The sequence below is a fragment of the Candidatus Poriferisodalis sp. genome, from assembly GCF_965208895.1.
GTDB lineage: Bacteria > Actinomycetota > Acidimicrobiia > Acidimicrobiales > Poriferisodalaceae > Poriferisodalis.
Map to the genome: position 1 here is coordinate 3846038 of NZ_OZ242363.1, position 15785 is coordinate 3861822.

The window sequence follows — 15785 nt, forward strand, 5'->3', positions numbered from 1 at the left end:
GGCCACGGCTTCGCACCGTCCTTCCCGCTCTGGCTCGCTGCGCTCGCAGGCCACTCGGGCCCGGGGCTCAGCCTCTCAAGGCTGAACAGCTGTGATCGACGAAGTTCTGCTGCTGCAGCGAATCTTCGACGCCCTGTTCAACAGCGCCATCTACTCCTCGCTGGCGCTGGCGCTGGTCATCATCTTCCGCTCCACCGGGCTGCTGAACTTCGCCCAGGGCGAGATGGCCACGTTCTCGGCCTATATCGCCTTCGTGCTGCTCGCCGGTGCGGCACCTGGCGTCACCGGCGGCGGACTGGCGGGTTGGTTCGGAGCGCCGTTCTCGACGCCGCTGGCGATCTGCGGCGCTGTCGTCATCGGCATCGCCGCAGGCGCCACAACCGAGCGCGTGCTCATCCGCCCGTTGCGCAACGCGCCCGAGCTAGCGCTCGTCAACGTCACCATCGGCATCCTGCTTGCGCTGAATTCGCTCATGGCGCAGTGGTGGGGCACCGGGCCGCGCGTCTTCCCGCCCTTCTTCCCGTCGTCGCCCGGCGACCACCTGGACATCGGCGGCGCCAGGCTTCGTTTCTCGACCATCGGCGCATGGTTGGTGCTGTTCGCGCTCCTGACGCTGCTGGCTCTGCTCTTGCGCTACACGCGCGCCGGCCTCGCGTTCCGGGCGGTCTCCATCGATCCCGAGTCGGCTGCGCTGAACGGGATCCGGGTGGGACCCACGCTGATGTACGGATGGGCACTGGCGGCCGGCCTCGGCGCCATCGCGGCGACCATGAGCGCCAATTCGGTGTTGCTCGAACCCACGATGATGGTCAGGGTGCTGGTGTACGCCTTCGCGGCGGCAACCCTCGGGGGGCTGGATTCGCCGAAGGGTGCCCTGGTGGGCGGCGTGATCATCGGCCTGAGCCAGACGCTCATCCCGGCTTATGTCCCCTTCATCGGCTTCGAGCTGAGCGTGCTGCCTGCACTCGTGGCGATGGTGATCGTGCTGATCGTGCGGCCCGCTGGCTTGTTCGGCACCAAGCAGATCGAACGGGTATGAGCGACGACGACTGGCCGGCGCCGCTGCCGCGACCGGGCGACGACGAAGCCTCGGGCGCCGATGCCAGCGTTTTCGGAGTGTTCACATCTCCGTCGGAGACGGCGCTTCCTGCTCCCGGCACTGCCGGCGTCACCGATGAACCGTCGGAATCACCCGCGACTGAATCACCCGCGACCACTGCATCGGGTGTGACGATGGCGCCGCCAGACCCGCCCGCAGCCGCCACCGCCGCGGAGCAACCCGGATCGGATGGTTCGCACCTGCGGTTCCTGCCGGGGCGGCGGCGTATCGGCCCGCTCGGCTGGGTCGGCGGCTCGCTGCTCGGCATCTGGCTGGTAGCGATGCCGTTGACCAGCACGGTGACCGAATTGCGTCAGAACACCCAGATCGTGGTGATGGTCTTGGCGGTGCTTGGAGTGAACATCGCCACGGGTTACGGCGGCATGATCAGCCTGGGTCACGGCGTCTTCGTGGCAGTCGGCTCGTTTGCCGCGGCATATGCCGTCGACGACCTCCAACTGCCGTGGGTCGTTTCGATCATCGCGGGAGCCGTCTTTGCCGGCGCGCTCGGCGCGCTTGTCGGGCTGCCGGCCCTGCGAATAAAGGGAATCCATCTCGCGCTCGTCACCCTCGGTCTGGCCATCGTCTTCCAGCCGCTCGCGAAACGCTTCCCCGCATTTTCTGGTGGCGTCAGCGGGCGAGCAGTGGGTGCAGAAATGGTGCCGCCGAGCTGGTTCGGCACGAGTCGCTGGGCTGAAGGCTTTTATCGCTATTTGATCTGCTTGGCGGTAGTGGCTCTGGCGATATGGCTGACGCACAACATCATCAACAGCCGGCCTGGAAGAGCCATGCGTGCGGTGAGGGACAACGACACTGCAGCGGCCGTGTATGGCGTCAATGTCGTCGCCTCGAGGGTCAATACCTTCGCTGTCAGCGCTTCGCTGGCGGGACTCGCGGGTTCTCTCAACATCGTGCTGGTGCCATTTGCCTCCCAGGAGTCGTATCCGTTCTCGGAGTCTCTGGTCCTCTATGCCACCGCCGTGCTCGGCGGGCTCGGATCGCTGTGGGGTTCCGTGCTCGGCGTTGCGATCCGTGAGATCTTCTCGTGGCTCGGCGAGCTCATCGACAATGTCAGCGGTCTGGGGCCATTCAGCGAGCTCCTGAGCCTGCTCGATGAGGAACAGTTCGTGTTCGGGGTGTTGCTGATCGCGCTGACGTTTGTCTTCCCGCGGGGTCTCATCGGGATGTTCACACGACGGACCGGCGAGCGTGCTCCCCGCTCTCGTCGAAATCGAACGCGCGCTTGAAATTGTTGCGAAACTGACACACCCTGCTCGGTATCGGCAGAATCGGGTGAACTAGCTTTCGATGCACGCTGGCTCAGGCGTCCGAACGCCGCACGCCGGCATTTTGTATTCACCAACAGGGAGACACAACATGACCAAGCGTCGAATGTGGCGTTTGCTTGCTCTGCTCTTCGCGTTCTCGCTGGTTGCCGCTGCGTGCGGCGGCGGCGATGACGACGCGGAGGACGGAGCTGGCGAGACGGAGACCGAGACCACCGCCGCGCCCACTGAGGGCGAGGAGATGGACGACGGCGAGATGGACGAGGCCGACGAGGACGACGAAGGTGCCACCGGTGCTCTCGGCGGCGCCGCAGCCGAAGAGGACATCGAGGCGGCTGTAGCCGGCGAGACCGACGATGAGGAGATGACCGACGAGGAGATGATGGAAGAGGAGGAGATGATGTTTGATCGCTCCACCCTCGAAGGCATCTTCGACGAGGCCGCTGCTCGCCGCGCCAAGTCTGTCGCTGAGCTGACCGAGAAGATCGAGTCGGGCGAGTACGGCGTCGGCGACGACGGCATCCTGCGCGGCCCTGCGGGCTTCGAGATCGACATCAGCGCGTGCCCCGACGACTGGTCGGACACGACGGGCATCACCGACTCGCAGATCCGCATCGGCCACACCACCGCCCAGTCGGGCAACCTCGCTGCCTACGGCAACATCGCCTACGGCTGGGAGAACTACTTCAACTGGATCAACGACAACGACCCGATCATGGTCGGCGGCTCGCCTCGCGAGCTGACCATCATCATCAAGGACGACGCGTACGTCGCCGCGCAGACGATCGAGTTCGTGGACGAGCTGATCGAGGCGGAGAACGTGTTCTCGATCCTGACGCTGGGCTCGCCGAACACGCTGGCGGTGTACGACAAGATCAACGAGGAGTGCATCCCGCACCCGTTCGTGATGACCGGCCACCCGGCCTGGGGCGACCCCGTCAACCACCCGTGGACCACCATCATGCAGATGTCGTACTCGACCGAGTCGATCCTGTGGGGCGCGTGGATCAGGGAGAACCTCGCCGATCTGCTGCCGGTGAGGGTTGCCGGTCTGGTGATGGACAACGACTTCGGTCTGGCCTACGAGCTCGGCTTCGAGGAGTGGGCGCATGCCAACCCCGATGTGGTGAGCGAGTACAAGCCGGTGCGTCACGACCCTGCGGCGCCCACGCTGACCAATGAGATGACCACCATCTTGGCGTTCGAGCCTGACGTGTTCATCTCGATGACGGCGGGCAATCCGTGCCTGTTGGCGATTCAGGAAGCCGGCCAGAGCGGCCTGTACGACGACATCAACGCCAAGGGCGGTGTGCTGTTCACGCCGTCAGTGTGCGCGGGCATCGAGGCGTACATGAAGCCTGCGGGTGAAGCCGCAGAAGGCTGGTGGATCATCGGAGGCGGTTCGAAGGACTCCACCGACCCGCAGTTCATTGAGGAGCCATTCATCTCGTTCGTGAACAGCAACCTCGAAGCTGCGGAACTGGACCCGTCGGTGTCGCTTTACGCCATCGGCTACACCTACGGCTATCCCTATGGTGAGGCGCTGCGCATTGCTGCGGAGCTGCCCGGCGGCCTGACCCGGACCAACTTCATCCTGGCGGTGCGGTCGATCGACATCTATCACCCGATGATCCTCGACGGCATCACCACCCAGTTCAACGGCAACGCTGACGCGTACTTCATCGAGGGTTCGCAGTTCAGCAAGTTCGATGCCGCCGGGCAGACGTGGGACATCATCGGCGAGGTCGTGGATGTCAACGGGCGCTCTTCGAACTGCGCTTGGGACAAGGACAACGGCGGCTGCCGCTAGGCAAACGCCTCTCAGCGGTCGGAAGCACTGCTTGGGAGCGCTGAGCTGACCGAACGGTCAAAGCAGAGGGCCGGCGGGCATCAGCCCGCCGGCCCTCTCGCGTCCGCCCAGCGCTTGGACAGTGGTGTCGAGATCCCCACCGGACCCGCCGGCGCCAGGCGCGCGTCAGCTCCCGTCGACGATGGCTTTGACGCCTTCGACGACGCGCTGCATGTTGGCTCGCAGGGTCTCCCGACGCCGGTTCAGCACGCGCTGCTCCTTGGCAGGATCACGCAGGGCCATCGGGACAGTGCCGTTGTTCTCCTGGCCGATCAGCATCGAGAATCGCAGCCTGCTGCCGCTGCCTTGCTCGGCGAGGTCGAAGCGCCACACCGCACCGGGGTTCTCGGCGTCGGTGACCCGCCACTCGAAGGCCGTGCGTTCCTCCCATGCCGTCACGATGCAGTCGGTTTCCCAGTCGAACACATCGGGGATGGAATTGCGGCCCTTGAAGGTCGAGCCGACGTCTGGGGGGCCGCCGGAGGTCCACTCGGCGCCGAGGAATTCTTCGGAGAATTGGGCGGGCATGTTGATATCGGAGATGACCTCCCAGACGGCCCGCGGGCGGGCATCGGTGTCGATCTCGGCCACGACGCCCTGCCCGTCGGCGACCCTCGCAGTGCCGTCGTCACTGGGCCGCTGGCGCGTGAAGCCCCACTGGTCGAAGTAGGTGACCTCGCTGGCCGGCCTGCGGGGTGCGGGCGAGAACTCGGTGCCCTTGGTGTAGGCCACCGGGAAGCACACCAGCGTGGTGAGGCCCGGTGGCATGCCGAGCAGTTCGGCGACCTCGTCGGACTTGTTGTTGAGCATCGTTGCGTAGGCAGTGCCGAGCCCGCGGGAGCGCAGCGCCAGGTTGAAGCTCCACGCAGAGGGGATGGCGCTGTCGAACAGTCCCGGCCGGCCGCTGTCGTCGTGGATGCCCCAGATGGCCAGCATCACCAGCGCTGGCGCCTTCGCGTAGTTCTCGACGAGGTAGGCGCTGGAGCTGACGATGTGCTCCTTGGGGTGGCCTGTTCCGTCGAGGCGCCCGCGTGCGTTGATGAAGATCGTGCCGACTTCGGCGTAGAGCTCGCCGAGCTGGTCCTTGAGCTGCTGGTCGCGGACGACGATCCAGCGACGGCTGGCATCGTTGCCGCCGGTGGGCGCCTGTTCGGCGAGGTCGATGCACTCGAAGATGGTCTCGTCGCTGACCCAGCGGTCGAAGTCAAGCCGCTTGCGCACGGCTCGTGTGGTGGTGAGCAGACGGTCCACCTGATCGAGGTCGAAGCCGGCCTCTGAGATGCGTTCTTCTGAATCTCGATTTGACATGGCGGTACGTTAGGTCGCTGCGGGCCAGCGATGCCTGTCCGGATCGCAGCGGTGCAGGGTGCCTCGGAAGGCTTGTGGCGGGGAGAGCGCAGTGCAGTTGACCGACGAGCAGCAGCAGATTCGTGACGTGGCGAGGAGCTTCGCCCAGCGTGAGATCGCTCCCTTCGCGGCCGAGTGGGACCGCGCCGGGGGAGCGCCTCGTGAGCTGTACGCCAAGATGGCCGACATCGGTCTGATGGGGGTGATGGTCGATCCGTGCTGGGGTGGTTCCGGCGCCGACTTCGTGTCCTACGCACTGGCGATCGAGGAGATCTCCGCTGCGGACGGCGGGATCAGCAACATGATGGCGGCCAACAACTCGCCGGTTGCTGTGGCGATCGAGCAGTCCGGCACAGATCAGCAGCGGCGCGACTATCTCACCAAGCTCACCAGCGGCGAGTGGCTGGGCTGCATCCACCTCACCGAGCCACACACCGGTTCGGACGCGGCGGCCATTCGCACCCGAGCCGAGCGGGACGGCGACGAGTACGTGCTGAACGGACACAAGGCGTTCATCACGGCGGGTTCCAGCGCGGACGTGGCGATGATCGTGGCAGTGACCGATCCGGGCGCCGGCAAGCGGGGGATGACGACGTTCATCACGCCTACCGACAATCCCGGCTACCAAGTGGTCGCCAAGGAGCGCAAGCTCGGCCACCGCACGAATGACACCTGCCAGGTGGTGTTCGAGGACATGCGGGTGCCGTCCACCGATGTGCTCGGCGAGATCGGGCGGGGTCTCGGCATCGCGCTGGGAAACCTGTCGCTCGGGCGCATCGGCGTGGCCGCCCAAGCCACCGGCGGCGCACGTGCGGCGCTGAAGGCGGCCCACGCCTACGCCCAGGAGCGGGAGACCTTCGGCCGCCCCATCGTCGAACACCAAGCGATCTCATTCACGCTTGCCGAGATGGCCACCCAGATCGAGGCAGCCCGCCAGCTCTACCTGCACGCTGCCCAGATGCGCGACCAGGGCCTTGAGTGCGCTCGGGAGGCGTCGATGGCCAAGCTGTTCGCCTCAGAGATGGCGGAGCGGGTGGCGTCCAAAGCCATCCAGATCCATGGCGGCTACGGCTACCTCGACGACTACCCCGTCGAGAAGATCTACCGCGACGTGCGCGTGTACCAGATCTACGAAGGCACCTCGGAGGTGCAGAAGATGCTCATCGGCCGGATGCTCGACGGTGTCGACTGGTAGCAGTCGACACCGTTCCTGCTACTCGACAGCGGGATCAGGAACATGATGGCCGCTAACAACTCGCCAGTTGCTGTGGCGATCGAGCAGTCCGACACCGATCAGCAGCGGCGCGACTATCTGGTCAGGCGTCGCCGCGCGAGGGGGCGGCAAACCGCTTGCGGTCGCTCAGCGGGCCAGAACTAGGCTGGGCCAACCGGCTCGAACGTACAAAGGTCGTGATTATGAGAGTCCGGGGCACACCTGATGAGACGGCCCGCCGCGGCGACGAGATCTACGAGCGAGATATCAAGCCGACGCTCGGCATCGATCAGCATGGCAGCTATGTCTCCATCGACATTGACAGTGGTAGCTGGACCATCGGCGACACGCGCCGTGCAGCAGTCGACGACCTGTATGAGCAACATCCGGATGCCTGCGATGTATGGACGCTGCGCGTCGGTCATCGGGCTGCGTTCCAGCTCGGTGGTCGCCCGCTGCGGGGTTCCGTGTGATCGAAGGCCGCGTCAATGCTCGCCTCGAAGCCACTGTCGCCCTCGATGTAAAGGGTCCGGGCGGACGATCACGCACGGTTGAGGCTGTCATCGACACCGGCTACAGCGAATTCCTGACCCTGCCGCCGGCACATGTCAGCGAGCTCGCTCTGCCGTACAAGACCCTCAGCCAAGCGGTCTTGGCAAACGGCGCCGTTGACACCTTCGGGGTCTACGGCGCTGAGCTGATATGGGATGGACAGGTCGTCGCTGTCTTCGCAGACCAAGCCGAGACCACGCCGCTCATCGGCATGTCCCTGCTGGAGGGTTACGAGTTGCGGATCGAAACACACATCGGCGGCCGCGTCCTCATCGAGTCGCTCCGTGCGTGACGGGTTGGGGCGGCCCAGCTCGCGACAGCGCCTGAGAGCTACTCGACGCCGAGAGGGCGGCCGGCTCGCCAAGCCTCGGCCACATCACACATGCGGGTGTAGCTGACGCCGAGGTCGGTCATCTGCTCGATCCAGCGCTCCATCTCATACAGGCGCCCGCCGCGGCCGATGGCCTGGGGGTGGAACGTGACCGTGCACACGCCGTGCTCCACCTCGTTCACCATCCACTTCACATCCGAGAGAAACGTGTCGAACATGGTGGCGGGGTTTTCGAGCCCGGTCAGGATCGTGTTCTTGAAGGTGACGAACTCGAGGTGGACGTAGTCGTCGAGGTGCCAGCTGAACGGCAGTTCGACGAGGTCGACTTGGTCGCCGAACTCCATGGGCCCGTCGGTCGGGAACTGGTCGCCGGTGCGCAGCCAGTAGGGCGCGTAGTCGTGGCCCATCAGCGATGAGTCGTAGCTGAGCCCGTATTCGATCAGCAGGTCGATCGTCCATGGGTTGATGTCGCCCGATGGGGCCCGGTAGCCCTTGGGCGGGGCGCCGGTGAGCGATTCGATCTGCGCAAACGTCCGCTCCAGAATGGCACGCTCCTCGTCTTCGCTGAGGCGTGGGTTGTACTCGTGGGCGTAGCCGTGCAGGCCCACCTCGCAGCCGGCGTCGACCACCATCCGGGCGGCGTCGGGGTAGGTGTCGATGGAATGGCCCGGAATGAAGAACGTGCACGGAATGTCGTGCTTCGCCAGCAGCTTGAGTATGCGCGGCACCGCGACGGCGCCGAATTCACCGCGTGAGATAGGCGTCGGCGTGGTCTGGCGGCGGGCGATCCACAACGACGGGCCGTCGAAGTCGAAGGTCAGGCAGACGTAGCCCGCCGGGTTGTCGGGTATCGCCTCGCTGTTGTGCAGGGCAATTGTCTCGGTGGCCATTGCTCATTCCCCCTTGTGTGCCGCGCCAGTCCGGGCGCCGACAGCGGGCCTGCTGGCGTGTCGTGTGAGGTCGGCTCGCGCTGGCACTGGCGCCGTTCTAGTCCACCCGGCCCGACTACGGCGCTGGGAGGGGCTGCCGTAGGCTCGACGGCCGTATGCGAAAGCTGATCTGTGCGGCGGTGGCCGCGAGTGTGCTGGTCGCCTCGTGCACGTCGGCTTCGGACGAATCTGCTGAGGGGTTGGGCCGCCAGGACACGTCGGCGGTTGGCTCTGCGGGCAGTGCCGCAGACGACGATGCGGGGGCGGCAGAGCCGGGGCCGCCAGACGACGAAACGGCCGACGCTGAGCCGGATCCAGACGAGACAGCCGGCGCCGCCTCAGCCAGCGCGACGACGACCACGACGACCGAGCCGTTCTTTCCCGGGACCGAAGACGGGCGGCCATTCCTCGAGCTCAACCTGCTGGAGAAGATCGACGAGTTCTTGGAGCTGCCCAACACGGCATTCGCTGCGAATGTCGCCGGCGAGATGGGCCTGAGCGGGGATCAGCGCTGGGTTGCGTGGGTCATGGACATCATGCGCACCGGCGGTTCTCGCAACGTGTCCGATACGTCGATGGGAGCGCTGGAACGGCTCACGGGCATCGAGAGCTCGGGCGATTTCAACACCGACTACGTCAGATACGGCTCGTGGTACCGCTCGCACGGCGTCGATCCGGGTGAGGGCTACGAGGTCTTCAAGCAAGAGTTGTACGCATACCTCGACTTCCGGTTCGGCGACATGCTTGCCCAAGTCACCGACCGGGTCACGCTGGGGGCAATCCAGTTCGGCGGGGTGCGCCGAGGCGGGATTCCCGAGCTGAACAACCCCGAACGGCTGACCCCAGCCGAAGCCGACTTCATGACCGATGACGAACTGGTACTGGGCTTCGTCATCGGCGGCGAGGCCGGTGCCTATCCGGTCCGGTTCCTCGCTCGCCATGAGCTTGCGAACGACATCGTGGGCGGCATGCCGGTGGCGCTCGGTTACTGCACGCTGTGCCTGACAGCGCTCATGTTCGACCGGCGACTGCCCGACGGTTCCGAGATCACGTTCCAGACATCGGGCCTGCTGATGGACTCGAACAAGATCATGATCGACAACGAGACCGAGAGCCTGTGGAACCACCTCTCGGGCACGGCGTTCGCCGGGCCGCTGGCGGGCACAAAGCTGGAGCAGTATCCGGTTGCCACGGTGCGCTGGGCGGACTGGCTGGCCGATCATCCCGACACGTTCACTCTCGACACGCCGCCCCCGACGTACTTCGCGGAAATGCCCGAGCGCCCGCCGATCGCGTACGACTACACGCCCGACGCGGCGTACCGCTCGTACTACTCCAGCGAGGACCTGTGGTTCCCGACCTTCGAGACGCCCGACGTGTTCGAGCTCAAAGAGGAAGTGGTCACCATCGACCGCAACGGCCTCGCACTGGCGTTGGGGCTCGCTGAGCTGGAGGACATGGGCCCGTTCGTCTACGTGCTCGGCGGTGAACCCTTGGTGATCGTGCCGAACCGGGGTGGGGCCAGGGTGTACAGCGCCGCCGACGTCGCAGAAGTGCCGGCTGCGGCGTGGCGTCACGGGGCGCCTGTCGAGGTGGCTCCCGGGGGCGTGCTGCACGACGAGCTGCGCGTCAACGGCGTGGACGGGCGCAACCGCGTCGATCTCAGGCTGCCGCGCATTGTGTCGTCGCAATCGTTCTGGTTCGCCTGGTACGGGCTGCATCCCGATACCGAAATCTGGCCGCCTGTCGCGCAGAACTAGCGACCGCCACGGCGTGCCCGAAGCACCGGTGCAGCCGACCTGTCGGCCCCTGCGGCGCCCACAAGCCCACGTCGGGCGGTGGGTATGCTGGCTCCTCGCATCTCAACTCGCCCCCATCGTCTAGCGGCCAAGGACACCACCCTCTCAAGGTGGCGGCACGGGTTCGAATCCCGTTGGGGGTGCTCGTGGCCGCTCGGCGCATCGGACCCCCATCACGGTGACACCCGAACACTTCGCCGAAGCGATCAGCCCAGCGTCTCAGATTGCTGCCGCGGAACTGTCGGTGGTGACCCGGCAAGGGCATCCCGACTTCCTGGACCTGCCGTGGGAGCATCCCCTCGAACGTGCTCGACAAGCTTCCCGCCGAGAGAATGCTGACCGCTCCCGATGAGTCCTGAGCCCGCTTCGAACCCTGAACTCGATTCGAACCGGGCGTCGGACTGGCACCGACACCTGCCGGCTGGCTGGAGCGCCGGCGATATCGATCTGTCCGCGGGCGGCACGCTGCCGGCGGTGTGGCTGGACCGCTGGTCATCGGATCCGCAGCGCCCCGTGGTATGGGATGCGAGCGAGGGCTGGGTGACTGGCGCCCAACTGCTTGAGCGCGCACAAGAGGTCGCGCAGCGCTTGGCGGGCGTGGGCATCGTCGCCGGTGACCGGGTGCTGATGAGCGGGCCGAGTTCGACGCGGCTCGTCGCTGCCCACGCTGCGCTGCTGGGGATAGGAGCGGTGGTCGTCCCGCTGAACGGCGCCTACCGCGCCGACGAAGTTCGCAATGTCGTGACGGACTGCCGTCCTGCGGCGGCACTGATCGAAGATGTCGGCAGTCCGGGCGAGTGGGAGCAGTGGATCACCTCAGCGGATCCGACGGTGCTGACCGACCGCTTCGACGCAACAGAACTTTCTGACGGACAGCCTTCGCGAGCGGAGAGATCCAGGCGCGCCCAATTCGGAGACCCTCTCGGGGAGCCTGGTGCTTCCGATACGTACAGAAAGTTCGCGGGGCCCGCGAGTGATCTCGAGTTGCGACGTTGGGCTCATGAGCGCGAGGGCGACGAGCCAGCGCTCATCGGGTACACCTCCGGCACGACCGGGCGGCCCAAGGGAGCGGTGCTGAGCCACGCGAACCTGCTCGCCTCGGTGCGGGCGCTGGAGCTGGCATGGCGCTGGACGTCAGATGACGTTCTGGTGCTGGCGCTGCCGCTGTTCCACATGCACGGCCTCGGCGTCGGCCTGCACGGCACGCTCACGGTCGGCGCGCGGGCCGTGCTGCAACCGACGTTCGACCCTGACGCCGTCTTTGATGCGATTCGCGAGCACCAGGCCACGATGTTCTTCGGCGTGCCGACGATGTACTCACGGCTGGTGGCCTCGCCGCGGGCCGCTGAGCTGTCGGCGCTGCGGCTGTGCGTGTCGGGCTCGGCGCCGATGCCTGCTGAGCTGCACGACGCCGTGCGGGAGGCCAGCGGTCAACATGTCATCGAGCGCTACGGCATGACGGAAACCGTCATGCTGGTGTCGAATCCGTACGACGAGCCACGCCGCGCTGGCACGGTCGGTTTCCCGCTGCCGGGCGTGGAAGTCCGGCTCGACTCGTCGAACGACAGCGACCTGGCTGAACGGACCGGGCATAGCGCGCCGAGCCTCCCGACGGATCGAGTGGGAGTCTGCGGCCGCCCGGACGCGCGCAGTGATGCCGTGTCCAAGTACTCCGCTGATGCCGTTGCTCGGAGCGCCGCGGAAATTCTGGTGCGGGGACCCAACGTGTTCTCGGGCTACTGGGAACGGCCCGACGACAACGCAGCGTCCTTCGACAACGGCTGGTTCCGCACCGGCGACCTCGGCGTGTGGGACGACGGCTACCTGCGAATCGTGGGACGGGCCAAAGAGCTCATCATCTGCGGCGGATTCAACGTGTACCCCCGCGAGGTCGAAGAAGCCATCGCCGAGCACCCCGATGTCATCGAATGCGCTGTCGGGGGCGAAGCTGATCCTGAGTGGGGCGAAGTCGTGGTCGCCTACGTCGTCGCCGACCGCGACTTCGAAGACGACGAGCTGAAGGACTACGTGGGCGAGCGGCTCGCGTACTACAAGCGCCCCCGTCGCACTTACCGCATCTCGGCGCTGCCCCGCAATGCGCTTGGCAAGTTGCTGCGCCACGAACTCACCGGACGCGGCGGCCCCTGAGGCCAGGGCCGGGTGCAAGGTGTTGCGCTCGTCAGCGTGGGGTTTGGACGTCGCTGGTAGACAAGTTCCAGTCATTACGCCCTGTGAGCGGGTGTAACCTGCCGGGTTATCCGAGAGGCACGAGGTGTTCACGAATGATCAGGGTTGAGTCTTCGCGGAAGTTGCGGGGGGGGGGGGGCTTCTTAGCAGCCTCTTGACCGTGGCGGTGTTGGCCGCGCTGCTGGTTGCGGTGCCGGCGGGGGCGCAGTCGCCGACTTCGCTAGTGAGCAATCTGGGTCTGACGGCCAGTGCCTTTGGTGGCCCGGGCGCCAGGGATTATGCCCAGGCGTTTACTACGGGCGGCAACTCGGCGGGTTACTCGTTGAGCAGTGTTGATGTGCATTTCGAGAATTTGACGGATGCTGCTTGGGCTTCGAAGCTGGCGGTCACGGTGAATGCTGCTGTGTCCGGGAATCCGGGCGCGGTTCTCGGGACTTTGACGCCGTCGTCCACCGGCACGTTCTCTACTGCCCAGAATTTGAGGTTCGCGGCGCCGGGGAGCGGCATCAGCCTCGCGGCGGACACCACCTATTTTGTTGTGCTCGACAGCATTGCCGGATGGATCGGCTCAAACAACCTGCGAACCTCCATTGGGGACGGCGAGGATGCCGGCGGGGCACCGGGTTGGAGCATCGCCGACACGAGCCTGAACCGCTTTAGGCAGACGTCCGTTGGCTGGGCGTTCACCGGCGATGTTTCCCTCAGGATCGCGGTGAACGGCACCGCGAATGCGGCGTCGGATCTGTTGGTGTCGGCGCCTTCGGTGGTGAACGTGCGTGAGGGCCAGACGGTGTCTGTGCGTCTGGACTTGGCTAAGGAGGTGACTGGCCGGGTGCCGGTGACGGTGGTGTCGTCTGATCCGTCGCGGGTCAGGGTGAATCATCCGGATCAGTTGTTCATGGGCCGCAAGTACGCGAATGGCCATAATGGGTCGAACGGCGTCGTGGGCGTTCAGGTGCAGACCAGTCTTATTCCCGGCAGCGGTCGCTTGGTTGGCAACCGTGGTACACATTTTGACCCTAGCTATGGTTGGTCGGATCAGGACAGGTATGAGCCGTCTGGGTCGATCGGTTTCGATTTCGATGCTGCGGACTGGGCGGGTTATACGTCTATTGAGGAGCCTGTGCTGCATAAGGGCTTTCGGGTGGTGGAGGTGACCGGTGTGGCTTCTGGTGCGGATGGTCTGCCGGCGAATGGGCCTGACGCGAAGTTCCAGTTGCTGTTGTCGTCGAGCCACTCGTCGGTGGCGTTCGCGCCGATCACGGTGGTGGTGAAGCGTTCTCGGGGGCTCGATCCGGTGTTCGACCCGGATCCGAAGTCTGGTTTCGGGTGCCGTGAGCGGGAGTGTCTGCGTGTCGATGAGGGCGGCTCGGTTTCCTACACGGTGCGGAACTCCAACGTTCCGGCGCCGGGGTCGCCGTTGACGATCACGCCGACGGGTGAGGGCTTGTCGTTCGATCCGGCGGTGGTGTCGTGGACGCATCGCGATCATGATGAGCCGCGCACGGTGACGGTGACTGCTGCTCACGACAGTGATGTGAGGTCTGATACGCGGATCATTCGTCATGCGTTCAGCGAGAACTGGGACACGTCGGGGTCGCTGTCTCGGATCTTGGGGCAGCGGACGGAGTCCAATTTCAACATGGCGGTGAGGGTCGTCGACGACGACTTGACCGCTTTCGACGCGGTCGGCGCTGATGGGGCGGTGATCAGTCAGGTCAGCGTGTTGAGCCGTGCGGGCGAGAGCCGTTCGGGGGCCGGACGTTTCTGGGTCAGGGTCGACGGGGCGCCTGACTGCACGACGGGCTACGGCCGGTCTGCGGGGTTGTGCTGGGATACGTTGCGCATCCGTTTGCGCACCGGCCGCCCTGACGGGTCGTGGGACAACGCGCCGGTGGCCGCGACGGTGCATCGCGCCGCTCAGGCGGGTGCGAGTCCGTTGTCGTACTCGAAGGTCGCGGGGCCCAGGCACTGGTACGCGATGCATATCAGGCCCGAGCACTGGGACAGGCTGTTGCGGGTCGATTTGACGCTGGACCCGGCGCTGTACGGCACCAGCGGCAGCTATGTCATCTCGATGAGCCTGGAGCGCGACAACGGCGAGCCGTCCGCGCATCGGCGGGTCACGGTCAGCTACGGGCCGAACCTGGAGACCTCTCCCAGCGTCGACGACAACGTTCCGGTGTCCGACGGCGATCCGGTGCCCGACGGCCAGCAAGCACCCCCCCACGGCCAGGACCAGGCCGATCAGCAGCAGGCCGTCCCCGACGCAGACAGCGGCGGCGCGGACCCGGCGCCGTATGCGGCGGACGCCGGGGTCGTGGCGGCGGTGCAGTATCTGGCGTCGCAGACCCATCACGGCTTCGCGCACGTGAACCGCTGGCAGCGGGCGCTCGCCGCGATCGGCGCGCTCGATCCTGCCGACGTGACGGGCGGCGCGATGAGCCTGGCCGAGGCCCGCCGCAACGCCAGCAGGTACAGCAGCCCTGTGTGGGACCAGGTAGTCGCCGAGATCGAAGCCAAGCAAGCCCACGACACAGCACAACAACAACAACAACAGCAGCCTGTCGGCGACGGCCAGCCGCCGCCGCCGCCTGTTGTGCCTGAGGTGACTGTTGCGTCCGGGTCAGGAGCGACTGAGGGATCCGCGGTGAGCTTCACGGTGGCAGCGTCGCCTGCGCCCGCAGGCGACTTGGCTGTGTCGGTCACGATCGCGGCGGCAGGCGACTACGGCGTCACCGCAGGCACGCGCACGGTCACGATCCCCGCCGGTTCGTCGTCGGCGACGCTGACCGTGGACACCGTCGGCGACACGACTGACGAGCCCGACGGGACGATCACCGCTGCGGTGGCCGACGGCGACGGCTACACCGTGGGCGCCGCAGCCGCGGCGACGGTCACTGTGTCCGACGACGACGACCCGCCGCCGGCGTACGTGATGGACCCGGCGCTGATCGCGGAGGTCCAAGCGCACATCGCGTCGTTCAGGGCGCGCAGCCACCACGCAGGGATACGCGACTGGACAGCGGTGCTCGACCGGCTCGAAGGCCGCAGCGGCGCCATGAGCGACGACCGCATCGCAGCGTGGCTCGACCGGTCACGCCGTCACGGCTGGGCCGACGGCATCGACACGCTGCCCAAAGTGCAAGCAGCGCTCACCGCCCAAGCAGCCGCCTCATAACCCCAACAACCA

At 66.1% G+C, this 15785-nt stretch carries 11 protein-coding genes and 1 tRNA gene; 10 read left to right on the forward strand and 2 right to left on the reverse strand.

Features of this window, described 5'->3' with window-relative positions; all coding sequences use genetic code 11:
* The first annotated feature begins 91 nt into the window (after nt 1–91).
* From ACOGJB_RS17280 to ACOGJB_RS17290, 3 genes are all read left to right on the forward strand, one after another.
* Nucleotides 92–1039 (forward strand): branched-chain amino acid ABC transporter permease, encoded by a 948-nt coding sequence (locus tag ACOGJB_RS17280; protein ID WP_419838322.1) that lies wholly within the window; start codon nt 92–94, stop codon nt 1037–1039.
* On the forward strand, nt 1036–2346 hold the full coding sequence (locus ACOGJB_RS17285; protein WP_419838323.1) for a branched-chain amino acid ABC transporter permease: 1311 nt from the start codon (nt 1036–1038) through the stop codon (nt 2344–2346). The genes ACOGJB_RS17280 and ACOGJB_RS17285 overlap by 4 nt, the downstream gene beginning before the upstream one ends.
* A 130-nt stretch (nt 2347–2476) precedes the next feature.
* Nucleotides 2477–4195 carry an ABC transporter substrate-binding protein gene (locus ACOGJB_RS17290; protein WP_419838324.1) on the forward strand — a complete coding sequence of 573 codons (1719 nt, stop codon included), beginning with the start codon at nt 2477–2479 and terminating at the stop codon, nt 4193–4195.
* Between the two features lie 165 nt (nt 4196–4360).
* On the opposite strand, the gene ACOGJB_RS17295 is transcribed toward ACOGJB_RS17290, so the two are convergent.
* Nucleotides 4361–5542, reverse strand: a complete 1182-nt coding sequence (locus ACOGJB_RS17295) for a nitroreductase family protein (protein WP_419838325.1) — start codon at nt 5540–5542, stop codon at nt 4361–4363.
* A gap of 91 nt (nt 5543–5633) precedes the next feature.
* Here ACOGJB_RS17295 and ACOGJB_RS17300 point away from each other — a divergent pair, with 91 nt between their 5' ends.
* From ACOGJB_RS17300 to ACOGJB_RS17310, 3 genes are all read left to right on the forward strand, one after another.
* The gene (locus tag ACOGJB_RS17300; protein ID WP_419838326.1) at nt 5634–6776 is read left to right on the forward strand and encodes an acyl-CoA dehydrogenase family protein; all 1143 of its coding nucleotides are present in this window, start codon (nt 5634–5636) and stop codon (nt 6774–6776) included.
* Nucleotides 6777–6997: 221 nt separating this feature from the next.
* A complete protein-coding gene (locus ACOGJB_RS17305) occupies nt 6998–7267 on the forward strand; it encodes a hypothetical protein (RefSeq protein WP_419838327.1) in 270 nt (89 codons plus the stop codon).
* Nucleotides 7264–7638: a clan AA aspartic protease gene (locus ACOGJB_RS17310; RefSeq protein WP_419838328.1), complete on the forward strand. Its 375-nt coding sequence runs from the start codon at nt 7264–7266 to the stop codon at nt 7636–7638. Before ACOGJB_RS17305 ends, ACOGJB_RS17310 begins: the two co-directional genes overlap by 4 nt.
* Nucleotides 7639–7676: 38 nt before the next feature.
* Here ACOGJB_RS17310 and ACOGJB_RS17315 read toward each other — a convergent pair whose 3' ends face one another.
* Complete coding sequence (locus ACOGJB_RS17315; RefSeq protein ID WP_419838329.1) at nt 7677–8567, reverse strand: polysaccharide deacetylase family protein; 891 nt, start codon at nt 8565–8567, stop codon at nt 7677–7679.
* A gap of 155 nt (nt 8568–8722) precedes the next feature.
* On the opposite strand from ACOGJB_RS17315, the gene ACOGJB_RS17320 reads away from it, so the two are divergent.
* From ACOGJB_RS17320 to ACOGJB_RS17335, 4 genes are all read left to right on the forward strand, one after another.
* Nucleotides 8723–10366: a DUF3179 domain-containing (seleno)protein gene (locus ACOGJB_RS17320; protein WP_419838330.1), complete on the forward strand. Its 1644-nt coding sequence runs from the start codon at nt 8723–8725 to the stop codon at nt 10364–10366.
* A 109-nt stretch (nt 10367–10475) separates the two neighbouring features.
* A tRNA-Glu gene (locus ACOGJB_RS17325) sits at nt 10476–10548 on the forward strand.
* Nucleotides 10549–10753: 205 nt separating this feature from the next.
* Nucleotides 10754–12553 (forward strand): class I adenylate-forming enzyme family protein, encoded by a 1800-nt coding sequence (locus ACOGJB_RS17330; RefSeq protein ID WP_419838331.1) that lies wholly within the window; start codon nt 10754–10756, stop codon nt 12551–12553.
* Between the two features lie 199 nt (nt 12554–12752).
* Entirely contained in the window at nt 12753–15773 is a 3021-nt protein-coding gene (locus ACOGJB_RS17335; protein ID WP_419838332.1) for a choice-of-anchor R domain-containing protein, read from the forward strand.
* Nucleotides 15774–15785 lie beyond the last annotated feature (12 nt).